Annotated in this window: 22 protein-coding genes and 1 tRNA gene; 21 read left to right on the forward strand and 2 right to left on the reverse strand. The window is 40.1% G+C overall.

Going from position 1 to position 23831, the window contains the following annotated elements:
* The first annotated feature begins 149 nt into the window (after positions 1 to 149).
* The 7 genes from IJI01_RS03400 to IJI01_RS03430 all read left to right on the forward strand — a co-directional run bounded on the left by IJI01_RS03400 (position 150) and on the right by IJI01_RS03430 (position 6045).
* Entirely contained in the window at positions 150 to 350 is a 201-nt protein-coding gene (locus tag IJI01_RS03400) for a 4Fe-4S binding protein (RefSeq protein ID WP_292185881.1), read from the forward strand.
* Entirely contained in the window at positions 347 to 949 is a 603-nt protein-coding gene (locus IJI01_RS03405; protein WP_292185884.1) for a 4Fe-4S binding protein, read from the forward strand. Before IJI01_RS03400 ends, IJI01_RS03405 begins: the two co-directional genes overlap by 4 nt.
* Positions 946 to 1335, forward strand: a complete 390-nt coding sequence (locus IJI01_RS03410) for a C-GCAxxG-C-C family protein (protein ID WP_292185887.1) — start codon at positions 946 to 948, stop codon at positions 1333 to 1335. Before IJI01_RS03405 ends, IJI01_RS03410 begins: the two co-directional genes overlap by 4 nt.
* Before the next feature lie 125 nt (positions 1336 to 1460).
* Positions 1461 to 2831 carry a TrkH family potassium uptake protein gene (locus IJI01_RS03415; protein WP_292185890.1) on the forward strand — a complete coding sequence of 457 codons (1371 nt, stop codon included), beginning with the start codon at positions 1461 to 1463 and terminating at the stop codon, positions 2829 to 2831.
* 15 nt (positions 2832 to 2846) lie between these two features.
* Positions 2847 to 3491: a potassium channel family protein gene (locus tag IJI01_RS03420; RefSeq protein WP_292185893.1), complete on the forward strand. Its 645-nt coding sequence runs from the start codon at positions 2847 to 2849 to the stop codon at positions 3489 to 3491.
* 13 nt (positions 3492 to 3504) lie between these two features.
* Positions 3505 to 4539 (forward strand): hypothetical protein, encoded by a 1035-nt coding sequence (locus IJI01_RS03425; protein WP_292185896.1) that lies wholly within the window; start codon positions 3505 to 3507, stop codon positions 4537 to 4539.
* A 15-nt stretch (positions 4540 to 4554) separates the two neighbouring features.
* Positions 4555 to 6045 carry an NUDIX domain-containing protein gene (locus IJI01_RS03430; RefSeq protein ID WP_292185899.1) on the forward strand — a complete coding sequence of 497 codons (1491 nt, stop codon included), beginning with the start codon at positions 4555 to 4557 and terminating at the stop codon, positions 6043 to 6045.
* A gap of 14 nt (positions 6046 to 6059) precedes the next feature.
* On the opposite strand, the gene IJI01_RS03435 is transcribed toward IJI01_RS03430, so the two are convergent.
* Together IJI01_RS03435 and IJI01_RS03440 are read right to left on the reverse strand one after the other, a co-directional pair.
* Positions 6060 to 6142, reverse strand: a tRNA-Leu gene (locus tag IJI01_RS03435).
* A 91-nt stretch (positions 6143 to 6233) separates the two neighbouring features.
* Complete coding sequence (locus IJI01_RS03440; RefSeq protein ID WP_292185901.1) at positions 6234 to 6551, reverse strand: hypothetical protein; 318 nt, start codon at positions 6549 to 6551, stop codon at positions 6234 to 6236.
* A gap of 326 nt (positions 6552 to 6877) precedes the next feature.
* On the opposite strand from IJI01_RS03440, the gene IJI01_RS03445 reads away from it, so the two are divergent.
* From IJI01_RS03445 to IJI01_RS03510, 14 genes are all read left to right on the forward strand, one after another.
* A complete protein-coding gene (locus tag IJI01_RS03445; RefSeq protein WP_292185904.1) occupies positions 6878 to 7960 on the forward strand; it encodes an HD-GYP domain-containing protein in 1083 nt (360 codons plus the stop codon).
* 195 nt (positions 7961 to 8155) lie between these two features.
* Positions 8156 to 9625, forward strand: a complete 1470-nt coding sequence (locus IJI01_RS03450) for a DUF6937 domain-containing protein (protein ID WP_292185906.1) — start codon at positions 8156 to 8158, stop codon at positions 9623 to 9625.
* 3 nt (positions 9626 to 9628) lie between these two features.
* The gene (locus IJI01_RS03455; RefSeq protein ID WP_292185909.1) at positions 9629 to 10993 is read left to right on the forward strand and encodes an MFS transporter; all 1365 of its coding nucleotides are present in this window, start codon (positions 9629 to 9631) and stop codon (positions 10991 to 10993) included.
* Positions 10994 to 11136: 143 nt separating this feature from the next.
* A complete protein-coding gene (locus IJI01_RS03460; RefSeq protein WP_292185912.1) occupies positions 11137 to 11463 on the forward strand; it encodes an anti-sigma factor family protein in 327 nt (108 codons plus the stop codon).
* A 27-nt stretch (positions 11464 to 11490) separates the two neighbouring features.
* Positions 11491 to 13701: a DNA polymerase I gene (gene polA, locus IJI01_RS03465; RefSeq protein WP_292185915.1), complete on the forward strand. Its 2211-nt coding sequence runs from the start codon at positions 11491 to 11493 to the stop codon at positions 13699 to 13701.
* A gap of 38 nt (positions 13702 to 13739) precedes the next feature.
* Positions 13740 to 14366 (forward strand): dephospho-CoA kinase, encoded by a 627-nt coding sequence (coaE, locus tag IJI01_RS03470; RefSeq protein WP_292185917.1) that lies wholly within the window; start codon positions 13740 to 13742, stop codon positions 14364 to 14366.
* A 34-nt stretch (positions 14367 to 14400) separates the two neighbouring features.
* Entirely contained in the window at positions 14401 to 16590 is a 2190-nt protein-coding gene (locus IJI01_RS03475; RefSeq protein ID WP_292185919.1) for a cell division protein FtsA, read from the forward strand.
* A gap of 105 nt (positions 16591 to 16695) precedes the next feature.
* Positions 16696 to 17493 (forward strand): MBL fold metallo-hydrolase, encoded by a 798-nt coding sequence (locus IJI01_RS03480; RefSeq protein WP_292185921.1) that lies wholly within the window; start codon positions 16696 to 16698, stop codon positions 17491 to 17493.
* 78 nt (positions 17494 to 17571) lie between these two features.
* Positions 17572 to 17844 carry an ACT domain-containing protein gene (locus tag IJI01_RS03485; protein ID WP_292185924.1) on the forward strand — a complete coding sequence of 91 codons (273 nt, stop codon included), beginning with the start codon at positions 17572 to 17574 and terminating at the stop codon, positions 17842 to 17844.
* Positions 17845 to 17913: 69 nt separating this feature from the next.
* On the forward strand, positions 17914 to 19278 hold the full coding sequence (locus tag IJI01_RS03490) for a PFL family protein (protein ID WP_292185927.1): 1365 nt from the start codon (positions 17914 to 17916) through the stop codon (positions 19276 to 19278).
* Positions 19279 to 19512: 234 nt separating this feature from the next.
* Positions 19513 to 19887 (forward strand): GntR family transcriptional regulator, encoded by a 375-nt coding sequence (locus IJI01_RS03495; protein WP_292185932.1) that lies wholly within the window; start codon positions 19513 to 19515, stop codon positions 19885 to 19887.
* A complete protein-coding gene (locus IJI01_RS03500; protein ID WP_292185935.1) occupies positions 19884 to 20789 on the forward strand; it encodes an ABC transporter ATP-binding protein in 906 nt (301 codons plus the stop codon). Before IJI01_RS03495 ends, IJI01_RS03500 begins: the two co-directional genes overlap by 4 nt.
* Positions 20761 to 22944 carry a DUF6449 domain-containing protein gene (locus IJI01_RS03505; RefSeq protein ID WP_292185937.1) on the forward strand — a complete coding sequence of 728 codons (2184 nt, stop codon included), beginning with the start codon at positions 20761 to 20763 and terminating at the stop codon, positions 22942 to 22944. Before IJI01_RS03500 ends, IJI01_RS03505 begins: the two co-directional genes overlap by 29 nt.
* Positions 22922 to 23827 (forward strand): carbohydrate ABC transporter permease, encoded by a 906-nt coding sequence (locus IJI01_RS03510; RefSeq protein WP_292185940.1) that lies wholly within the window; start codon positions 22922 to 22924, stop codon positions 23825 to 23827. Before IJI01_RS03505 ends, IJI01_RS03510 begins: the two co-directional genes overlap by 23 nt.
* Positions 23828 to 23831: the final 4 nt, after the last annotated feature.

Below are 23831 nucleotides of genomic sequence, written 5' to 3' on the forward strand. Positions count from 1 at the left end.
ACACATATGCATTGTACCTGAAATGACATAGTTTTCGCCCATTATTTATTGCTTATCATTGTTTGTAACTTATTAACCAATTGCACATAGGGCTTAAATACTGGTTCTTTTGTGCAAAATATATAAGAAAGTATAGAGAGATTATTCAAATGAAAAAGGCAGCTAATGACATTAAGAGATGTGTTGCCTGCGGAGTCTGCGCATTACAGTGTCCACGACAGGCAATAGATATCTACAGGGGCTGCTATGCAGTTGTAGATATTTCTAAGTGCGTTGGCTGTGGCATATGCGAGAAGGCGTGCCCTGCAGGATCTATCAGAGTTCAGGATTTGGAGGATGCAGGGAAATGAAAACAGCTAAAAAGAAAAGCCATTGGTACGACTATTTATGGATATGGTCAATTATTTATTTTGCATTGGGATTTTTTAATATCCTTTTTGCATGGCTGGGACTTATAGATTTTATCCTGCCACTAATATTTGCTATAGTTGGCGGTAATAAGTGGTTTTGTAATCACATGTGCGGAAGAGGTCAGCTTTTCTGGGTACTTGGAAGGAATATGAAGTGCTCCAGGAGAAAACAGGCTCCTAAGTGGTTGTCATCCAAGTGGTTCAGGTATGGATTCTTAACATTTTTTATGACAATGTTTGGAACTATGATATTCCAGACATATCTGGTGTTCTCAGGAGCAGAATCCCTTAGAAAAGCTATTAAGTTATTTTGGACATTTAAAGTGCCATGGCAATGGGCGTATAATGGAAGTGTATTTCCGGACTGGGTTGCTCAGTTTGGCTTTGGATTCTATAGCCTTATGCTGACATCAACCCTTATAGGTCTTATAGTTATGGTTTTGTACAAGGAACGTACCTGGTGTTCATTCTGCCCAATGGGTACAATGACTCAGGGAATATGCACTATCAAGGCAAAGAAAGGTATGGAGAAAAAATGACATTAGAAGAAAGAGCTCAAAAGGCAGTAGACATGAAAACATCAGGCATGTACAACTGTGCACAGTCTGTAACAGTTGCCCTTGCTGATCAGACAGACCTGCCAGAGGAGCAGCTAAGGCAGATTTCCGCTGGCTTCTGTGCAGGAATGGGAAATATGGAAGCAACCTGTGGCGCACTTATTGGTGCCGGAATGGTTGCAGGTCTTAAGACACAGGGACAGGGAACGCTTAGTAAAACAAGACAGATACAGGAGGCATTCTGCGATAGATGTGGCTCAATCAAATGTAAGGAGCTTAAGACAGTTACAGATGGCAAGCCATTATGTCCATGCGAAGAGTGTGTCAGAAATGCAGTCATGATCTACGGAGAAGTAATGGGTCTATAAGAAAAGATAATGTGATATACTATAGTCGCAAGACGTAGTAATAAGCAGCGAAGAGCGTTTATTGCCTCTTCGCTGTTTTTAATGTCATGATATGAATAATAAATGGGATAAGTGGTATTAGTGGTATGAAAAAGTTAAATGTTAAGCTGTCTCCGGTACAGATTATTCCGGCCAGCTTTTTAATTGCAATCATTGTTGGTGCACTTCTTTTGATGCTTCCTATTGCTTCGGCTACAGGGCAGCCAACACCTTTTTTGACAGCTCTTTTTACAGCTACAACCTCTGTCTGTGTAACGGGCCTTGTGGTAGTAGATACTTACATGCACTGGAGTTTTGTGGGACAGCTCATCATCCTTATTCTGGTTCAGATAGGCGGCCTTGGAATGATAACAGTCGCTTCAATGCTTATGGTTCTCACCAGGAGAAAATTCTCACTTACAGACAGAATGCTCCTTCAGGATGCATTTAATCTTAATACTAATTCCAAGCTTTTATCTTTTCTTGTAAAGATGCTGAAGGGAACATTTCTGGTTGAGGGAATTGGAGCAGTATTATATGCCACTGTATTTATTCCTGAATTTGGTGTTAAAAAAGGCATATGGAGCGCGGTATTTAATTCAGTTTCTGCTTTCTGCAATGCAGGAATGGATGTAATTGGCCCTAACAGTATGGGCAATTACAGAGATAACCCCATGGTCATGACGGTGACAATGCTGCTTATCATTCTTGGTGGTATAGGCTTTGTCGTTTGGTTTGATGTAATGGACAGGACAAAAGAGGGATTTAAAAAGCGCTTTTCTCCAATAACTGTATTTGAGAGATTATCAGAGCATACCAAGCTGGTACTTAGTTTTTCCTTTGCTCTTTTATTTGGGGGAATGCTGATTTTCCTGTTATTTGAATATAACAACCCTGACACCATAGGAAATATGGGGATTGGCAGTAAGCTTGTGAACAGCTTGTTCCAGTCGGTTACACTTAGAACTGCCGGATTTACCACAATTCCGCAGGATAAGTTGACGCTTCCATCATGCCTTGTGTCATATATTCTCATGTTTATTGGAGGCTCTCCAATAGGAACAGCCGGCGGTATCAAGACAGTTACCATGTTTCTTCTTATCATGAACCTCAGATCCTATGTACGTCATCAGGATGCCAAGATCATTTTTAACAAAAGAGTATCTGAGGAATCCATGAGAAAAGCTTCAGCTGTAGCTTTTGTAGGAGTGGTTGCGATATTTATAATGTCTATATTGTTATTATTAGTAAACCCGGTTCCAATGGAGGATGCGCTTTTTGAAATAGTAAGTGCCTGCGGAACAGTAGGTCTTTCAAGAGGACTTACGCCTTCGCTTAATTCTTATGGACGTGTGATAGTAATAATTGCGATGTATCTTGGAAGAATCGGACCTATTTCACTGGTTGCGTTCTTCTCACGCAGTAGTACAGAAGCTAATAAATTAAACTATTCAGAAGGCATTTTCTATGTCGGCTGAGAAGGGTGTGTGAATATGAAAAAATCAATAGCAGTTCTTGGACTTGGAAAATATGGTATGAGTCTTGCACAGACTCTTTATGACCTGGGAGAGGATGTCCTTGTAGTAGACAAAAATGAGAACCTTATTAGAGATATTTCTCCCAAGGTTACATCTGCTGTATGCGCCAACCTTGATAATGAGGATGAGGTTTTGGCTCTTGGACTTCAGAACTATGACATAGTTATAACCTGTATGGGAGGCAATCTCTCAGCAAGTATCCTTTGTGTTTCAATTTCCAAGGAAAAGGGTGTTCCTTTAGTTATTGCCAAGGCTTCTACAGACAGAATGAAGAAGATTCTTGACAGAGTTGGAGTTGATAAGATCATCTGTCCTGAGGAGGAAGGTGGCGTTCGCTCTGCCAGAATACTTACATCACAGTATATTCATGATTATATCGAGATTGATGAGAATCTTTGCATGATCGAACTTCAGCCCAAGAAGGCCTGGATAGGAAAGAATCTCATTGAACTTAATCTTCGTCAGAAATACAACATGAACGTTGCTGGTATTAAGAGTATGGGCGGCAACTGGGCTTATGTAGATCCTAACAGAAAGCTTAGTGAGGACAATCTTTTGATGGTCATCATTGAAAAGGATGATATTAATAAGTGGAGATAATACTTTAACGGGGATGAATAGTAGTAATAAAGTTTTGGGAATTATAGTTGCTGTCATACTGGTGGGGACGCTTAGCGGAGTAATCTATTCTATTGTTGATGATAATCGCGAGCTGGAGTATGAATACACGGAGCCTGTATTGACAGATGATACAGGAGACTTTAATCCGCAGCAGCTCTTTGAACAGTCCAATGAAACGCTTGAGTATGCTGGTCATATAGATATCACAGGTAGTGTACTTGGTTTCAAGATGTATTCTACAGGCTTTGAGACCAGGAAGGCCGAGATCAGGTATTCCAGGGATTACACCGACAGGGATAATTACTTAAGTAACCTGAATGTGGATATCAGTAATCTTACCAATGACGGTACAGAAGGCGTGAACTGGAGATATATCTACAGATGCAGCGAAGGTAAGATCGATACCAGGGATTTTCGCAAGTTTGATAAGGATGGCTGGTGCGGATCAGAGGGAATCACTAACCCTGATATCGAGACAATTCTTTTTCCTGATGTCAGCAACTGTAATCTAAGTTTTGAGAGTAAGAATAAGAGCAATGGAATGTATCCGGATACTGTTGCCTATCAGGTGGTTGTAACAGGAGATATCAGTCATATAGTGAAGGCTGCCAATTCACTTGTGGGTAATGTTATAGAACCTACCAGAGCTGTATATGTTTTTGATTCAGAGACCCATGTACTCAAGGAAATATATCTTTTAAGTGATGATAGTTCACTTATGAAGCATAATGGCAAGAATGGGCCATTATTTAGCATGAAACTGATTGTTGACGACTATGACTACGCAGCGCAGAAGAGCGTTATGATATCGCTGTCCGACAATTCAGAAGATCTGCTTGATGAAATAACTGCCAATAAGAAAATGGTGGTTTTGGACGAGAAGCTTATGCAGTGCGGCAAGACCAACTTCCCATCTGACTGCGGTCTTCATTTTAAGGATGAGGAGCGGCTTATGGACTGCTACAAGGAAATAGGTATCGAGAACGGAAGTCTTGAGAATAATATAATGTGGATTGAGTTTGAGTAACCACACGGAGGGAATATGGCATATTTATTTGTACATTTTACAAGTGGAGAGAAGGATTCTGAGAGCATTTATTTTGCTGTAAGTGAGGATGGCCTTCACTTTAGAGATATTGGTGGCAAGAAGCCGATTGTTAAGACAGAGCTGGGCTCTAAAGGCATCAGAGATCCATTTATTGTCTATGATGAGAATGAAAAGAAATACTTCATCATTGCTACTGACCTTAATACATCAGATGGAGACTGGGACAGAGCAGCTAATAGAGGAAGCAGGTCACTTTTTGTCTGGGAGTCAGAAGATCTAATTAACTGGACAGATGAGAGACTTATCGAAGTAGGAGTAGAAGGCGCTGGCTGCGTATGGGCTCCTGAAGCTGTTTATTGTAGAGAAAGACAAGCATGGTTTGTATTCTGGGCCTCTAATGTAAAAGAAGAAGGAGAGGAGCAGGCTAAGCAGCGCATCTATGGTTCTTTTACCAAGGATTTCAGAGAGTTTACACCTGCGTTTAAATACATAGAAAGAGATACTAACGTTATAGACACCGATATCGTCTGGGAGGATGGCTATTACTACAGATTCTCCAAGGATGAGACCAATAAGGTTATTATTCTTGAAAAGAGTAAGGATCTTGTTAACGGGCCATTTGAGGATGTATATTCCAAGACTCTTTCTGAGACCTTTGGAGTAGAGGGACCTGAAGCATACTACCTTGAAAATCAGCATAAATGGTGTCTTATTGTAGATAGATATGCTACAAACAGCGGATATATGCCTCTTTTAACAGATAAGCTTGAGAGCGGCGTTTTTGAGGTACTGCCAGAAGATGAGTATGACCTTGGCCTACGTAAGAAAAGACATGGCGGAATCATCAGGATTTCTGATCACGAGATGAGAAGACTCATCAAAAATGAGAGCCTTGGCTGGAGAGAAGTTAATGTAGAGCATGTTTGTCAGGACGCCTGGATTGATTTCCGGAAGTGCGACTATGAGCTTCCAAATGGGGAGGTAATCGGACCTGTATATAACTATTCCAAGCACAGCTTTGCTGTTGTAGTAGCAACAGATGAAAATGGAGATTTTATCTGCGTTAGACAGTATAGACATGGCATAGATGAGATTACTACTGAGTTCCCAGCTGGCGGAATAGAGTTTAAGGATAAGAGCGATGTTCCTTACATCACAAGAGATAACATCATTGCTACTGAGGATGAGGCCTTTGAGGCTGCAAGAAGAGAGCTTCAGGAAGAGACAGGATACGTTTCTGATAACTGGAAGCATCTTCTGACACTTCCTGCCCATGCAACCTTGTCAAATAGCAGAGTACATATCTATGCTGCTACAAACTGCAAAAAGGTTACAGAACAGGAGCTTGATGACACGGAATTCTTGTATGTTAAGCGCCTTCCAGAGGAAGAACTTGTTAAAAGAATTCACGGCGGTGATTTTAAGCAATCAATACATGTTCTTGCCTATTATCTTTTTAAAGAGAACAAAAAAGCTCTTAGCTAAATAGCTAAGAGCAGTGCCGGCAGTGGGACTTGAACCCACACGTGGTTACCCACAACAGATTTTGAGTCTGCATCGTCTGCCATTCCGACATGCCGGCAGATAAGAAATATATAAGCTGTTCGCCATGTGACGAACAGCTTATTTAATATAACACAGATACTATCTATGTTCAATAGTTTTAATTAAAATTAGCCTGCAGCTTTGTTTGCATCGCGTGTCTCAAGAAATGCCTTAACATCTGGATCCTGCATTATCTTGATTGCTTCTATAGCACACTGATAGATATCAGCCATCTGTCTTGCTTCAAGTGAATCACCTTTACATCTGGCTTTCATAAGTGTGAAGTGCTTAAGTGAAACATCAGCAACACTCTTTGATACTTTCCCGTTACAGTAAAGAGTTCCTGTTTCTGAATCATATCTATTGTCCACGTATTTTGTTGGTGATAATGATCCTGCCCCCATGGATGCGGCAAGTTGATTGATTAAATCAGCTCTGTTAGCCATTTTTAATGTCTCCTCATTTGCTAGTCGTATTGTTTAGTGCTTTACTGTTATAGCACAAATTGTTTATGGTTTTAACCCAATTCACAAATTCTATACATTTATCATAAATAAGCACAACATCTTGTTTTTAGGAGAAAAAATATTCGTCAAAATTAACGAAATATAGTGAAAATAAAATTCATATTTTGCAATCAGTTTTGAAATAAAATTGTATATTTATAAAGAATGTTGCTTTTTTCTGTAATCTGCACAAAATAGCCATTTTAGTGGTATAATATATGCGTAATATTGTTTGTGTACGCTTATAATAATAACGGGGAAAACGCATGAAACTGGTATCTGTTGATAAACTGGAACCAGGAATGGTTGTATCTGAAAATATCTATACCATAGACGATCGTTTGGTTCTGCCTAAAGGCACTGTCCTTGAGGAAAAGGATATTGCCCGTGTTAAGGCTCATTCTCTTTATAACATTTTTGTAGAAGATCAGAAAAAGGCTGTAGCACCCAATAAGCAAACTCCTAAGGGTGAGCTTTCTTATGCAGAAAAGCTTAGGCAGACAGAGGAGTTTATTAAGTTTAAGCAGCATATTGAGGAAAACGCAGAAAGGCTTGAAGAGTCCTTCAGGATGATAGCTAATGATACTATGCCTCTGGATATAGATAAGCTTACAGAGCCTGTTTATAATCTTTTTGTAGAAGCTGGTGGAACCTCAGGCATCTTTGATATGCTTCATAATCTTAGGGATAATAGTGATGCTGTTTATATGCATTCACTTAATGTTTCACTTATAAGTAACACGATCGCAACCTGGATGAGACTTTCTAATGATGAGATACAGCTTGCTACAGCAGGCGGACTTATTCATGATATAGGCAAAATGCTTATGCCATCTGAGCTTATCAACAAGACTACTCCTCTTACAGAATATGAACAGAAGGCCATGAAGGATCATGTTGTCAAGGGATATGAGCTTATCAAGGGAAAAGACATTGATGTTCATATTAAAAACTGTGTTCTCATGCACCATGAGATGAGAGATGGTTCCGGATATCCGCTTGCTCTTAAGAATGACAAGATTGATCCTATAGCATCTATAGTTACTGTAGCAAACGTGTATGATGAGATGACTTCTAAGAGAGAATACAGGGACGCAATCTGCCCATTTACTGTTATTGAGAACTTCGAAAAAGAAGGCATCGGTAAATTTGATCCTCATGTCATAATGACATTTCTTACTAATATAGTTAATACTTTTATTTCTAACAGGGTTCTTTTGAGCAATGGTAAGTCAGGTGATATTATATTTATCAACCCGGATCACCTATCCAGACCTGTGATCAAGTGTGGAATGGAATTTATTGATTTAGCATCTAAAAGAGAACTATCCATTATTTCAGTAGTCTGAAAATTTTCTAAGTAAAAATGCACAAAAGCGGGAAACGAATTTTGTAAAAAGCGTTTCTTGATGTTTTTGTGCGCAAAATGCTATTATTTAAACGGAAACTAAAAATATAATTATGCGTTTCCAAAAATATTTACTTGGCCAGAGCGATAATACTTTTTTCTATATTATCTGATGGCAGAACGAAAAGAGGCTATAATGGATAAATCAAAGATCATTTTTGGTAACAAGATAAGCGATAAGGATTATAAGAGTGCTCTTAAGTCCAAGAAGAGCTATATCAAGAAATTTGGCGATGATTCTGCTACAGATTACAAGATTAAGGTTACAGACAACAAGGTAATAGGACCTTTGCTTGGTGTAAAGAATGTTGTAGTAAGTTCTGCTGGTTCATCAGAGGGAGAGATGGACACCAGTAAGGGTATTATCGTAGGTAATATCAGAATGGGCTTTGGCCACTATAGAATTTCAATGGCAATGGCATCTTATGCCAGACATTTAGGCTATACACCATATTGGATGGATCTTAATTCATATCCGGAGACCACATGTACCAAGGTTATTGGTCATCAGAATGATCTATATTCACTTGGATCAAGACTTTCCAAGAATCCTATTTTTAATAAGCTTGTATGGGAGCCTACTAACTACGAAGGATTCAGATCACTTACATATAATGCCAAGGATCAGAAGAACGCAGAACTTATGGCACCTGTTTACAAGAATGTGCCTAAGGATATACCTGTAATTGCAACTCACGTATGGCCTGCACAGGCAGCTATCCACGCAGGCATGAAGCATGTTGTTAATGCAATCCCTGATAACTGGCCAATGGCACTTCACCTTTCTGAAGGTAGTCTTCATACTATTCAGTGCAAGAATGCATACATGGGATATCGTATCCTTAATGGTATGAACAAGAAAAATGTATGTAACCCAATGCCACAGGAATCACTTGTTTATACAGGTCATTACATTGATTACGAGCTTGTCAGCAACATCGAGAAAGACTGCGAGGCAAGACTTAACCGTAAGAAGAACTGCAAGCCAATGCGTTTCCTTCTCACAATTGGTGGAGCTGGTGCTCAGAAGGAAATCTTTGCTGAGATCATCAAATACCTTATTCCTTATATCAAGGAAAACAAGGCTATGTTATATGTGAATGTTGGTGATTACAGAAATGTCTGGGATCAGCTTGTTTTTGAAATTCCTGACATGGCTGCTCTTAAGACAGAGCATATGGATAATTGGGAGGATACACTTGCCTTTACTGAGAAGGCACTTGATCCTAACGAGGAAATCACAGGTATCCATGGTTTCTATCACAAGGATATCTTTGAGGCAGTATATACAACTAACCTTCTTATGAGAAGCTGCGACGTACTGGTTACTAAGCCTAGTGAACTTGCTTTCTATCCAGTTCCTAAGCTCTTCATCAAGAGAGTTGGTAAGCACGAGATGTGGGGGGCAATCCATTCTGCTGAGATCGGAGATGGAACACTCGAGTGCAGAGACATTCCACATACTATTCAGATGCTTGATCAGTTCCTTAACACAAGACTTCTGGATGAGATGTGTGAATCAATTATTCTCAATAAGAATATGGGAATCTATGACGGGGCGAAGAAAGTAGTAGAGCTTGCTATGAAGCTTAAGGAGGAAAACTAAGAAATGGAACAAAAGAAAACACTTAAACCAATCACAAATGGACTTTTATGGGTCTTTGCTCTTGGACAGTTCGGATGGAGTCTTCTGTCTGGAGTAGTATCTAACTGGATGGTGTATTACTACACTGGAAGCCCTGACGCACAGAACCCTAACACAGGACTTTTCGCTTCAGGTATTACACAGGAACCTATTTTATTCAAACTGACACTTTTCGGACTTGTACTTGCAGCAGGAAGAATCTTTGATGCTATCACAGATCCTCTTATCGCTGGCTGGTCAGACAGAAGTAATTACAAGGGCGGCAGAAGAATCCCATTCATGCGTGCTATGGCTGTTCCTTTTGCTCTTTGTACAATTGCACTGTTTACTGTACCTCAGACAATGAACATCAGACTTAATGACACATTGTTATTCGTTCTTCTGATGGTATTCTATCTGTTCATGACAATGTTCTGCACACCTTACAATGCACTTATCGCTGAGCTTGGTGATACACAGCAGCACAGAATCAATGTTTCAACATACATTTCATTCACATTCATTGTTGGACAGAGTATTTCATTCCTGCTTCCTAACGTAGCTGGCGCACTTGAGCCATCTGTAGGTCAGCAGAACTCAATCAGATTTGCAGTAGCAATCATGGCTACAGTCGCTTGCCTTGCAATGCTGTTCCCAGCATTCTACATCAAGGAGAGAGATTACATTGACTCCAAGCCAAGTGAGACCAAGCCTTTTGCTTCTCTTATCAGAACATTTTCAAATGTACAGTTCAGACACTTTGTATACAGCGATGTTATTTATTTCTTCGCTCTTACACTTTTCCAGACAGGACTTGCTTTCTATGAGACTAAGCTCATGGGAATTCCTGATACAATGACATTTACACTTACAGCTACAATGACATTTATCAGCGTATGTCTCTATCCTGTAGTTAACATCCTTGCCAAGAAGATTGGCAAAAAGAGTCTTATCATTGTTGGATTCTTTGCTTACAGCGTAGTATTTGCTATCACAGCTATTTGTGGACAGGGTATTCACTGGGGATTCATCGTTGCTGTAACAGCAGCTGTTCCTATGGCTATTCTTGGTATCCTTCCTCAGGCTTGCGTTGCTGACGTAGCAGAGCTTACAAGACTTGAGACAGGAGAGGATAGAAGTGGTATGTTCTTTGCAGCTCGTACCTTTGCGTTCAAGATGGGACAGGCTCTTGCAATGGTAGTATTCACATCACTTACTGTTTCCAAGACTCCAGAGAGCTACAGAACAACAGCTGTATTTGCTTTCATCACATGCTTTATCGGCGCAGTTATCTTCTTTAGCTACAACGAAAAGAAGATCCTTAAGGGCATCGAAGAGCACAAGAACTAATTGATAAAACATATAAGACTATCTTCTGATAACCTCGGAAGATAGTCTTTTTTTCTTTTAATTTACTGGGATTTATTGTATCCTATATGTTGTAGGATTATATATTTAAATCCAATATTTATATACAATATTTGGTGGAAAATATGACATGTAAAGATGCAGATAAGGTCATAGCGCTATTTTTGGATGATGACCTCGATAATCGGCAGCTGGCCGATTTCTTAAACCACATAGAGACATGTCCTGAGTGCAAAGAGGAGCTGACAATACAATTTCTGGTCAAGGTCGGAATGCAGAGACTTGAGGATGGTAATACTTTTAACCTCAAGGCAGAGCTTGATGGCCTTTTGCGAGATGCCAGAAAGAAACTAAATGGCAGGAGATATCTTTTTATGGCCAGTATAGTTCTGGAGCTATTGGTTGTAGCACTTGCTGCAGCTACGGTTGTTCTTGCACTGACAATAGGATAAATATTTATAAACCTGGGGAATTTTGCTTTGGATAAGATAATTGTTAATTTAGATGAATATGTAAGTGGTGCGTACTATAGCATACCCGTATTTACTGACTCTGAGGGAAGAGTTGTAAGCGGTGCTTATGGTGCGCTTTTTAAACTGATCGGCACTATCAGAAATGAAAATGCCAGAGAGGTTGATGTTGTATGTACTGATGCTTCTGAGAAAGTTGGCGCAGTTGTAGATCAGATAGAGCTTCTTAGCACTTTGGTAAAAGAGGCTGCTGGAGATGCAAGAGATACAGAGAATGGATTTTCTTTTGCTGTTAATGATACAGTTCTTAATTCATTTTCGGATAAGCTTTCGGTTTTATCTCCAAATGGGCAGGTTAAGGCAGCGCCTTCATTCAACCTTACAATGAAGTCCACAGCTGACCTTAATGAGGTTGAAGGAATTTTCAGAAGCGCTGCAGAATATGGAGCAAAGGAAGTAACTAACTATGTAGCTTACTATTTCCTTACAGATACCGTAGCTGCAGGTGATTCCAAGTATAAAGATATTCTGGGACTGGCTATCTGCTTTGATGAAAATGAGGCAGTATATATCCCCGTTGAGAACTTCATTACCGCAGATTACCTTGGCAAGAAGCTCACAGAGCTTAGCCAGACTGTAAGCCTTGTGACCTTTGATATCAAGGAAAGCTATAGAGTATTTACTCCTAATGAAATCGCTGACAGAGACTACGGATATGAGAGTAAGGAAGGCAGCGCAGAAGCTACTGCTTACAAGAATAAGCCAAGATGCTTTGATAATCTGATCGCTGCATACCTTGTTAATCCTAACAAGAACGACTACGAGGTATTTGACGTAGCCAAGGAGTATCTGAGTCTTACCCTTGAGAAAAAGGCTGATCTTTTTGGTAAGAAGAGCATAAGAGAAGCAGAAGAAAAGACTGTATTCCAATATGCTTGTAAGTGTGCTTTTGTATGTCTTAAGGCTACACCACTTATCAGAAAGAAACTTGAGAAGCTCCAGATGGAGGAGCTCTTTTACAATATTGAGATGCCTCTTTCCTATGTGCTTTTTTCCATGGAAAAAGAGGGTATCATTGCCAGAAGAGAAGAACTTAAGGCTTATGGAGATAAGCTACAGGTAAGGATCACAGAGCTTGAAAAAGCTATATATGATGCTGCCGGAGTAGAGTTTAATATCAATTCTCCCAAGCAGCTTGGAGAGATATTATTTGAAAAGTTGGGATTTCCTGCTGAAAAGAAGACCAAGTCAGGATATTCAACAGCAGCAGATGTTCTTGAAAAGCTTGCTCCGGACTATCCAATAGTTGCAGATATTCTGGAGTACAGAGGCCTTGCCAAATTAAAGTCAACCTACGCTGATGGACTTGCTGCCTACATCGAGGAAGATAACAGGATTCATACAAGCTTTAATCAGACAATTACAGCTACTGGCCGTATCAGCTCAACAGAGCCTAACCTTCAGAATATTCCTATGAGAACTGAGCTGGGAAGGCTTATCCGTAAGGTATTTGTTCCTAAGGATGGCTATGTGTTTGCAGATGCAGACTATTCACAGATTGAGCTTCGTATCCTGGCACATATGTCTGAGGATCAGGAGCTTATAGCAGCATATCATGAGGGTAAGGATATTCACGGAATTACTGCTTCCAAGGTAGTCCACGTTCCTTTTGAGGAGGTAACACCTCTCCAGAGACGTAATGCCAAGGCAGTTAACTTTGGAATTGTATATGGAATCAGCTCTTTTGGCCTTTCACAGGATCTGTCTATCTCTGTAAAAGAGGCTAAGGAGTACATGGATAAGTATTTTGAGACTTATCCAGGAGTTAAGGCATATCAGGACAGAGTTATCTCAGATGCCAAAGAAAAAGGCTATTCTCTTACAATGTTTGGAAGACGCAGGCCTATTCCAGAGCTTAAGGCTAGCAACTTCAATTTGAGGCAGTTTGGCGAAAGAGTTGCCATGAACGCTCCAATTCAGGGAACAGCTGCTGACATCATGAAGATTGCCATGATAAATGTGTATTTCAGGCTTAAAAAAGAACAGCTTTTATCAAGGCTTATCCTGCAGATCCACGATGAGCTTGTTATTGAGACAGCTCCGGATGAAGTAGAGAAGGTTACAGCTCTTTTGACACAGGAGATGGAGAGGGCGGCTGATCTTTCTGTTCCGCTTCTTGCAGAGTGTCATACAGGAACAGACTGGTACGAGGCCAAGTGATCACCTGATTACAGGAATAATATAGATGGAGAGCGCAAATGGGAGAAATTCATCCCGGTAAGACAAATATAATAGGCATAACCGGAGGAGTTGGTGCGGGGAAGAGCACTGTCCTTGGGTATATAGGTGAGCATTATAACTGTCGGATCATTTTGTCGGATGATGTTGCCAATGACATCAAAAAGAAGGGATATCCAGCTTACAATCAGCTTGTAGAACTGCTTGGAGAGGATATTCTGGGGGACGACGGCGAAATAGACAGAGGCAAGATGGCTTTGGCTATATTCAATAATAAAAATATGCTAAAAAATGTTAATAATATTTTGCATCCTGCAGTAAATACATTTATTATTAATATTATAGAGGACGAGAAGGCTCGCGGGGAACTTGACTTCGTTTTTGTTGAGGCAGCTCTTTTGATAGAGAATGGCTACGACAAAATAACTGATGAACTCTGGTATGTATATGCATCAGAGGATGTCAGAAGGCAGAGGCTTCGGGACTCAAGAGGATATTCTGATGAGAAGATAACGAGTATCCTGGAAAAGCAGCTGGATGATGCCTCCTTCAGGGAGCATTGCCAGTTTGTGATCGACAACAGTGGGAGCTTGCAGGATGCTGCAGCTCAAATCGACCAAAGACTATCAGAATTTGAGACTAGATAACAGGTAACACAATTAGTATTGAGGGGACTATAGTATGCCTAGTTTAGAGCAAGTTGATCAGAAGGTTGTTTTTGGACTTGATATTGGAACAAGAAGCGTTGTAGGTACTGTTGGGTACATGAAGGATGGGCAGTTCAATGTAATTGCTCAGGCGGTTGAGAAGCATCAGACCAGAGCCATGCTGGATGGACAGATTCACGACATCGGCAAGGTTGGCATGACAATCCGCATAGTCAAAGAAAAGCTGGAACAGCAGACAGACATTCATCTGACAGATGTATGTATTGCTGCAGCTGGTCGTGTGCTCAAAACTGTCAGGATCATGTATGACTATGAATATCCTGATGAACACGAGATTACAGATGAAGATATCTACAATCTGGATTCCTCTGCGGTTGAGAAGGCTTATTCTCAGTTCCTTTCAGAGAACAGTTCCGGGCTTAAATTCTATCTGGTTGGATATTCAGTAATGCATTACTTCCTGGATGGCTATCAGATAGCTAATCTTGAGGGACATAATGCTGGTAAGGTTAGCGTTGAGCTGATTGCAACCTTCCTTCCAGATGACTGTGTAGACGGACTTTATAAGGCATGTGAGAGAGCAGGTCTTAATGTTGCGAACTTAACTCTCGAGCCTATTGCAGCCATGATGGTTGCTATTCCAGACAGATTCAGGATGCTGAATCTTGCACTTGTTGACGTAGGTGCCGGTACATCCGATATCTGCGTAACAGATGATGGATCAATTACAGCTTATGGTATGCTTCCTATAGCTGGTGATGATATTACTGAGATTATTACCAAGAAATGTCTTGTAGACTTTAATACAGCCGACGAGATCAAGATCAAGGCAAGCCATCAGGATGAAGTTAAATATGTTGATATCATGGGCCTTGATAAGGTCATTACTGCCAAGGAGATTGGCAAGATAATTGAGCCACAGGTTCAGATGATGGCTCAGAAGGCTGTTGAAGAGATCAAGAAGCTCAATGGCGATAATCCTGTTAGTGCTGTATTCGTAGTTGGTGGTGGCGGATGCGTTCCAGGCTACACAGAGGCAATTGCCAAGGAGATGGGAATTGCTGAAGAGAGAGTAGCTCTTCGAGGCGAGGAAGTAATGAAGGGCATTACCTTCCTTAATAATGATGGTATTGAACGAGACTCACTTCTTGTTACACCGCTTGGTATCTGCTTTAGCTACTATGAAGAAGCCAACAACTTTATCTTTGTTTCCTTTAATGGAACACAGACCAAGCTCTATGACAATGGTAAGCTTCAGATTGTAGATGCTGCTATGCAGGTGGCATTTCCTAATGAAGATCTTTTCCCAAAGAGAGGCGAAGAGCTTAAGTTTACTGTAAATGGCAAGGAGAGAACATCTCGTGGTGAGCCTGGAGAAGCTGCTGTTATTTCTCTTAATGGTAAGCCTGCTGATATTCATAGTAAGATTCATGCCAACGATATAATTAATGTTAAGCCTTCTACAGCTGGTGAACCAGGTAAGGCTACTATCGAGAGTATTCCTGAATTTAAGACCAAGTTCAGCGTCAATGTAAATGGTAAGAGTGTAGAAGCATCCAGATATGCGACTGTTAATGGTGAGGCACAGACTGGATTCTATAGCATTCAGCCTGGAGACGAGGTCAAGGTACTTGATTATAATACTGCAGCTCAGATTGCTGAGCTTATGGATATCACCATTACAGAAGATACAGTTATTATCGTTAATAATGAGCGCGGTGATGCCAATACTCCTGTTTACGAGAACTTTAAGGTGGAGTTCAAGGATCAGGAAGAGATGATCATGGATTATTATGAGGATTTCCCTGATGCTGACGAAGAAGCTATTAAGCTGGAGAATGAAGAAGCCTACGAGAGCGAAGATAATGTCAAGATTGTAGAAGGAAAGGACGGACAGCTTAGCTTTGACGATCTTCCAAGTGGAGATGAGGCTACTGATGCAGAGGGAGAGGCCTACGACAAGCCTCAGGAGCCAATCAGAAATATTCTGGCTCACGATCTTCATGTGGTGGTCAACAATGAGCCTACAACTCTTCATGGAAAGGCTGATTACATCTTTGTAGACATATTTGATGCTATAGACTTTGATCTGTCCAAACCAAATGGAAGGGCAATCGTTACTACCTTAAATGGTGGAACACCTGATTACATGCAGCCTATAAGCGAAGGGGACAAGATCGAAGTATATTGGAAAACATCATGAAATATCAGCTATCATTCAGCAATGGATGATAGCTGTTTTTATGCTATAATTTACTTTGTGCTAATGATTAGCTATTAAGAAAAAAGTTTAGTTTGGAGTTTTTTAATGAGATTTACAAGTATTGCAAGTGGTAGTAGTGGTAACTGTACTTATATAGGTTCAGATAATACACACATTTTGATAGACGCAGGTGTTAGCAAGAAAAGAATTGAAGAGGGGCTAAGAGGATTAGATCTTGGTCTTAGTGATATAAGCGCAATCTTTGTTACACATGAGCATGTTGATCATATTGCAGCTCTTCATACAATTCTTAAGAAGTTTGATATACCTATTTATGCAACAAACGGTACTATAGCAGGCATCAGAAATAGCGATAAGAAATGCGAGATGGTAGATTCTACATTTATTCCGGTTACTGTAGACAAGGAAGTATCAGTGGGAGATATGAGAATCAATCCTATGACAATATCCCATGATGCCAACGAGCCTTGTGGGTACAGGGTTTTCTGCGGGGATAAGAAGATTGGGGTAGCAACTGACCTTGGCTGCTACACAGATTATACTGTTGAGGCTCTTAAGGACTGTGATGCGCTTCTTTTGGAGGCTAATCATGACATAAGGATGCTACAGACGGGACCTTATCCATATCAGCTTAAAAGGCGTATCCTTGGCGATTCCGGTCACTTATCAAATGAGAAGAGCGGAGAACTTCTTTGCAAGCTTTTAAATGATAAAATGCAGGGTATATTCCTTGGTCACTTATCCAAGGAAAACAATCTTCCTGAGCTTGCTTATGAGACGGTTCGTGTTGAGATTGATATGAACGATAATCCATATCATGCCAGTGACTTCAGGCTCATGGTTGCCAACAGGTCTGAATTATCACCGATTTTATCTTTCTGAGGCATTCATTTTTGTAATTGACATTTGAGTAATATATTGGTATTTTTTTAACTAATGACGCACACGTGGGAGGAGTATATGAACAAGACTATTATCACAGTTGTTGGTAAGGATACAGTGGGTATTATTGCCAAGGTATGTACATATCTGGCTGATGCAGGCATTAACATTCTTGATATTTCTCAGACTATCGTAAGTGGCTATTTTAATATGATGATGATCGTTGATATGGCTGGCACATCCAAGGAGTTTAACGCTGTTGCGGATGATCTGGATGAACTTGGCAAGAGTATTGGCGTTGTTATCAAGTGTCAGAGGGAAGAAATCTTTGACTCTATGCATAGAATTTAATAATTCGACTCTGTAGCACCATGTATCTGCATGGTGTTGCAGAGTCGTTTGCGTATTAGGAGACCAGTTATGATTAATGTTAATGAAGTAGTAGAAACCAATGAGATGATTGAAAAAGAGAACCTGGATGTCAGGACTATTACTCTTGGTATCAGTCTTCTCGATTGTATCAGTACTGATTTAGATCAGCTTAATAAGAATATTTACAACAAGATCTACGAGGCAGCCAAGGACCTGGTTGCTACAGGCGAACAGATATCAAGGGAATTTGGTATTCCTATTGTTAATAAGAGAATATCTGTAACACCTATAGCTCTTGTAGGAGGCGCTGCCTGCAAGACCAAAGAGGACTTTGCAAGCATTGCTCAGACTCTTGATAAGGTTGCCAAAAAAGTTGGAGTTAACTTCATAGGGGGTTATTCAGCTCTTGTTAGCAAGGGAATGACACCTGCAGATAAGCTCCTTATCGAGTCAATTCCACTGGCTCTTTCTACAACAGATGTTGTATGCTCATCAATCAATGTGGGCTCCACCAAGACTGGTATCAACATGGACGCTGTAAGGCTTATGGGCTCAATTGTAAAAGAGACTGCAGAAGCTACCAAGGAAAATGACTCGCTTGGCTGTGCTAAGCTTGTAATCTTCTGTAATGCACCTGATGATAATCCATTTATGGCAGGTGCTTTCCATGGTGTTACAGAAGCGGATAAGATCATCAATGTCGGTGTATCCGGCCCTGGCGTAGTTAAGACAGCTCTTGAGAAGGTTAGAGGAGAGAGCTTTGAGGTTCTCTGCGAGACCATCAAGAAGACTGCGTTTAAGGTTACAAGAGTAGGACAACTTGTTGCTGGCGAGGCTTCCAAGAGACTTGGAGTTCCATTTGGTATCATTGATCTCTCACTTGCACCTACACCTGCTATTGGTGATAGCGTAGCTGACATTCTTCATGAGATTGGCGTTGAGCACGCTGGTGCACCTGGAACAACAGCAGCACTTGCTCTTTTAAATGATCAGGTTAAAAAGGGCGGTGTTATGGCTTCTTCCTATGTTGGAGGATTGTCAGGTGCTTTCATTCCTGTAAGTGAAGATCAGGGTATGATCAATGCAGTAGAGGCTGGAGCTCTTACACTTGAAAAGCTTGAAGCTATGACCTGTGTATGTTCAGTTGGTCTTGATATGATAGCTATTCCTGGAGATACCAAGGATACTACAATTGCTGGTATCATCGCCGATGAGATGGCAATTGGTATGATCAACCAGAAGACAACGGCAGTTAGGCTTATACCTGTAATTGGTAAGGGAGTAGGCGAGACTGTTGAGTTTGGTGGCCTTCTTGGCTATGCACCAATTATGCCGGTTAACCAGTTCGCCTGTGATGCCTTTGTTAATAGAGGTGGCAGAATTCCTGCACCTGTTCACAGCTTCAAAAACTAATAAGTACTTGAGGTCATCAAGGATTTGAATGCAGATCCTTGATGATTTTTTATTGTCTTCCAGTAAAAAAATACCAGATACAAAATAAAGGGCTTGAATAATAGGGCTCGTGGTAGTATTGTATAAGTGTATTAGTAATGCTAGTACAGTTAATATACACCTGGTCAGTCAGCATAGAATGTAACAATAGTTTTTTGTAACTGTAGACAGTTGCGTATTTATGGTGGGGATGATATGAACCTAATTGATTATCAGGACAGTAGACCTATCTACGAACAGATTGTAGAGAATTTCAAGTTACAGATGTACAAAGGTATTTTGCAGGCAGATGAACAGATGCCGTCAGTTAGAAGCCTTGCTATGGAACTTTCTACGAACCCTAACACTGTACAGAAGGCTTATGCAGAGCTTGAACGTCAGGGCTTCATCTATACAGTCAAGGGCAGGGGGAACTTTGTAAAAGGAAATGCCTCAATGATGGACAATAAGAAGAATGAGCTTATTGAAGCCATCACCAAACTATTCATGGAAGCTGAGGACATCGGTATTCCTATCGAGGAACTGATTACAGAGATCAAGAAAAGAGTATTAAAGGGAGGCTTGGCATGATTGAGTTACTAGAGTTATACAAATCATTTGACGACATCAAGGCAGTCAATCGTGTTTCATTGTCTATAAGAGATGGTGAAGTGTTTGGCCTTGTTGGAACAAATGGTGCAGGTAAGAGTACGATTCTGAGAATTATTTCAGGCATCATTAAGCCTGATAAGGGTATTGTCTGCGTAGACAACAGGCCAGTTTATGATAATCCTGATGTCAAAAAAGACATATTCTATATTTCTGATGATCAGTATTTTCTTCCTAACAGTACTCCGGAAGAGATGGCTGATTACTATGAAGAAATCTATGATAAGTTTGATAAGCTCAGATTCTTTAAGCTGTGCGGCGGTTTTGGCCTTGATATTAAGCGTAGGATCAGCTCTTTTTCCAAGGGCATGAAGAAGCAGGTTTCAATTCTTCTTGGAATATGCGCTGGAACCAAGTATCTGCTCTGCGATGAGACCTTTGATGGCCTTGACCCTGTAGTAAGACAGGGAGTTAAGAGTTTGTTTGCAGCTGAGATGGCAGACAGAGGACTTACACCGGTTATCGCTTCACATAACCTTAGAGAGCTTGAGGATATATGCGATCATATCGGCCTGTTACATCAGGGCGGAGTTATTCTTTCTGAGGACCTCAGTGATATGAAGCTCAGGATGCAGAAAGTTCAGTGCGTGTTTGCTACAGACGGGGATGAAGAGAGAGCACTGGAAGGCCTTGATATTCTGCTTCATGAAAAGAGGGGAAGACTTCACACCATTACAATGAGAGGTGAAAGAGAAGAGGTGGAAGAAGCCTTTAAGAGAGGTAATCCAGTATTCTTTGAAGTATTGCCACTTTCCCTTGAGGAGATATTTATCAGTGAAACGGAGGTAGTTGGGTATGACATACGCAAATTTATCCTTGAGTAACAGAATATCTAATCATAAAAAATATATTACAAGAACGCTTTGGTCATCAATTCTTGGCTTTCTTGTAATGGCAATTTACTATATCCTTGGAACTATACTTTATGTTTCAAGAGCTATCAACTATGGAAAAGTTAATCATCAGACAACAGAGTATATGCGGCATGAGATGCATAATGCTGTTACGAGAATTATGGGGCTTGATCAGGTTGGATGGCTAATTATTGTCGCTATTGCTGTTGCTTTTGCTTTCCAGGGCTTTGCTTATCTTTTTGACACCAAGAAAATTGACTTTTACTTAAGTCAGCCAACTACAAGAGCAGAGCGAATCAGGAAGAACTATTTTAATGCTTTCTCAACATTTATTATTATGTACTTTATAGTAAATGTTATAGCTCTTTTGATTGCAGCATGCATGGGAGCTGTTAATGGAGCAGTTCTTCTGTCAGTTGCACTTGAGTTTGTCAGAGTGATCATTCTGTTCTTCACAGTTTATAACATAAGTGTTCTGGCAATTATGCTCTGTGGCAATATGCTTATTGCACTGATCGTACTTTCATTTTTTGCAGCAATATCTGGCATATTTGGTTATGAACTTGCTGCTTATAAATCAATCTTTTTTGCCACATTTGCTAGCAGAGGCGGCTTTGGAATAATAGGTTCTCCAATATACGACAGGTTGATGTCACTTAGAATTCTTTACACCTATAGTCAGGAGTCTATCTATAATACAACGGTAGCTTCAGTCTGGGAGGGCCTGTCTCGAGTATTTTCATATGAGCTTGATACTCTTATTACTGGAATCATAGCATTTGTGTTTGTGCTTGTTTTCAGCAGATTCAGAAAGGCGGAGGATAACAGTAAGACAGTTATATACAGACCTTTTAGATGGCTCCTTAAGATTGTTTCCTGTATCGTGATCGGACTTGGCTGCGGATTTATTTTTTACAGCATGAACGAATATGTATGGACAGGAACCAAATTCTTTGTATTCATGTTTATCATTATGGTTCTGGCTACTATTCTGAGTGGATGTATTATTGAAGCTATCCTTGATGGTAATATCAGAAGCTTCATAAATGGTAAGGCTCAGACCGTTATGGCCCTTGCTATTGTTTCACTTATATTTGTGATTTTCAGTGGCGATCTTGTTGGTTATGACAGTTATATTCCAGATGCTTCCAAGGTAGAGAGCTGCGCACTTCTTAGTACCGGCTATGGCTACAGAATCTATCGTGAGAACAGCTATAAAGACTTTGAGGATAGCCCTGAAGAGTATATGTATATTACAGATATTGATAACTTCAATAAGCTGGTAAAAGCTGGAATGGCTAATCAGAAGAAATGGAAAAAGCTCGACAGCGAAGGAAATTATCAGGATCTTGGATGGCAAGATACTGTTCTGTACAGACTTAAGAATGGTAAAAAAGTCTACAGAACAATCATGATACCTTATGACATAGATGAAAATGTAATCTCTGCGATAATTGATTCCAAAGAGTACAGAGAAGGTTACTTCGAAGTTTATCATGATGACATGATGAGGGATTATGATAATCGAAATCCAAAGACACGTTCAGTTAGTTATATATCGGCGGGAGACAGACTATCTTCATCTGATATTACTTACGCTGAGTTATCTGATGCATACAGGAAGGATGTAGAAGCTAGTTTCACATTTGAAATGGCAAGTACGACTAGTCCTATAGGCCAGATAGAATATGACAATAATACCTATAATGGCTATAGCTCATGCACTCTTAATGTCTATGAGTGTTACACAAACACAATAGCACTTCTAAAGAAATACGATATCTATATGGATAGCGAGCTTGCCGTTGAAATGATCGATAGCATAGAAGTGACAAATTATTATCCTGGATATGATGTTGAGAAGCAGAGTATGGAAGAGATAGATACAAATGTTGATTCTAAGTCATTTGTATATACCGATAAGGACCAGATTAGGGATATAATGGAAAATGTGATCAATAATGATTACTATAGCAGATGGTACAGATCCAAAGAGCTTCAGAATACTCAGTTTAGTATTGTTGTAAATGCCAGAAGCTATATCAGCACAGCACATTCCATCACTGGATACTATTCATTTGAAATGGGGAAGGTACCCGATTTTGTTTACACAGATACGCAATAATCGTTCTTTACATAAGCTTTCAGCACTACAGAAGAAAAAGCTGGTTTCCTGGCTTTTTCTTCTGCCTTCACTCATCGGTGTCACATTATTTTTTGTGGCACCATTTATGGTAGTTATTTATTATTCACTTATAAATAACCCTATTCAGAAGGAATTTGTAGGATTTCGTAACTATGTCAATGTTTGGAAAAATGCAGCCTTTCAGCAGGCGGGTTCCAATACTTTTATTTTTTCACTTATGGCTGTTCCGCTGGCCGTTTTGCTGTCTCTTTTTCTGGCAGCTGTTATGGAGTCGAGAATCCCTTTTAAGAGCTATTTCAGGACATTTTTCTTAAGCCCTCTGATGGTTCCTACAGCCTCAGTTGTTCTGATTTGGCAGGTTATGTTTCATCAGAATGGTATAGTTAATAATATTGTCTCTGTGTTTGGCGGTGGCAGAATAGACTGGCTTAAATCGGATAAGGCCTACATCGTAATCGTAGCTCTTTTTCTATGGAAGAATCTTGGTTATAACATGATCCTTTTTATGTCAGCTCTTGCCAGTATTCCCAAGGACCTCTTGGAGGTAGCGGCTCTTGAGAATGCCAACAAATTCCAGGTTTTCTGGATCGTCAAAGTAAGATATATGTCTTCGACAATATTATTTGTAGCGATAATGTCACTCATCAGTTCCTTCAAGGTTTTCAGGGAGGTTTATCTGATGACAGGAGATTATCCGTATCAGACACTATATCTTTTGCAGCACTTTATGAATAATACCTTTGCTTCGCTGGATTATCAGAAGCTTTCTGCAGCAGCGATCATAATGTTCATCGTAGTTACCATTCTCGTATATGCAATGTATGCAATAGAGAACTGGTTTGGAAAAGATCTGGAGGGATGAGCAT

The organism is Butyrivibrio sp., from assembly GCF_017433805.1.
GTDB lineage: Bacteria > Bacillota > Clostridia > Lachnospirales > Lachnospiraceae > Butyrivibrio.

Coding starts and splice junctions, on each gene's coding strand:
- IJI01_RS03425 (WP_292185896.1), top strand. CDS start 3,505: ATGAATAGTAGTAATAAAGTTTTGGGAATTATAGTTGCTGTCATACTG.
- IJI01_RS03475 (WP_292185919.1), top strand. CDS start 14,401: ATGCCTAGTTTAGAGCAAGTTGATCAGAAGGTTGTTTTTGGACTTGAT.
- IJI01_RS03420 (WP_292185893.1), top strand. CDS start 2,847: ATGAAAAAATCAATAGCAGTTCTTGGACTTGGAAAATATGGTATGAGT.
- IJI01_RS03445 (WP_292185904.1), top strand. CDS start 6,878: ATGAAACTGGTATCTGTTGATAAACTGGAACCAGGAATGGTTGTATCT.
- IJI01_RS03410 (WP_292185887.1), top strand. CDS start 946: ATGACATTAGAAGAAAGAGCTCAAAAGGCAGTAGACATGAAAACATCA.
- IJI01_RS03495 (WP_292185932.1), top strand. CDS start 19,513: ATGAACCTAATTGATTATCAGGACAGTAGACCTATCTACGAACAGATT.
- IJI01_RS03415 (WP_292185890.1), top strand. CDS start 1,461: ATGAAAAAGTTAAATGTTAAGCTGTCTCCGGTACAGATTATTCCGGCC.
- IJI01_RS03455 (WP_292185909.1), top strand. CDS start 9,629: ATGGAACAAAAGAAAACACTTAAACCAATCACAAATGGACTTTTATGG.
- IJI01_RS03490 (WP_292185927.1), top strand. CDS start 17,914: ATGATTAATGTTAATGAAGTAGTAGAAACCAATGAGATGATTGAAAAA.
- IJI01_RS03485 (WP_292185924.1), top strand. CDS start 17,572: ATGAACAAGACTATTATCACAGTTGTTGGTAAGGATACAGTGGGTATT.
- IJI01_RS03500 (WP_292185935.1), top strand. CDS start 19,884: ATGATTGAGTTACTAGAGTTATACAAATCATTTGACGACATCAAGGCA.
- IJI01_RS03450 (WP_292185906.1), top strand. CDS start 8,156: ATGGATAAATCAAAGATCATTTTTGGTAACAAGATAAGCGATAAGGAT.
- IJI01_RS03405 (WP_292185884.1), top strand. CDS start 347: ATGAAAACAGCTAAAAAGAAAAGCCATTGGTACGACTATTTATGGATA.
- IJI01_RS03400 (WP_292185881.1), top strand. CDS start 150: ATGAAAAAGGCAGCTAATGACATTAAGAGATGTGTTGCCTGCGGAGTC.
- IJI01_RS03480 (WP_292185921.1), top strand. CDS start 16,696: ATGAGATTTACAAGTATTGCAAGTGGTAGTAGTGGTAACTGTACTTAT.
- IJI01_RS03430 (WP_292185899.1), top strand. CDS start 4,555: ATGGCATATTTATTTGTACATTTTACAAGTGGAGAGAAGGATTCTGAG.
- IJI01_RS03460 (WP_292185912.1), top strand. CDS start 11,137: ATGACATGTAAAGATGCAGATAAGGTCATAGCGCTATTTTTGGATGAT.
- IJI01_RS03440 (WP_292185901.1), bottom strand. CDS start 6,551: ATGGCTAACAGAGCTGATTTAATCAATCAACTTGCCGCATCCATGGGG.
- coaE (WP_292185917.1), top strand. CDS start 13,740: ATGGGAGAAATTCATCCCGGTAAGACAAATATAATAGGCATAACCGGA.
- IJI01_RS03505 (WP_292185937.1), top strand. CDS start 20,761: ATGACATACGCAAATTTATCCTTGAGTAACAGAATATCTAATCATAAA.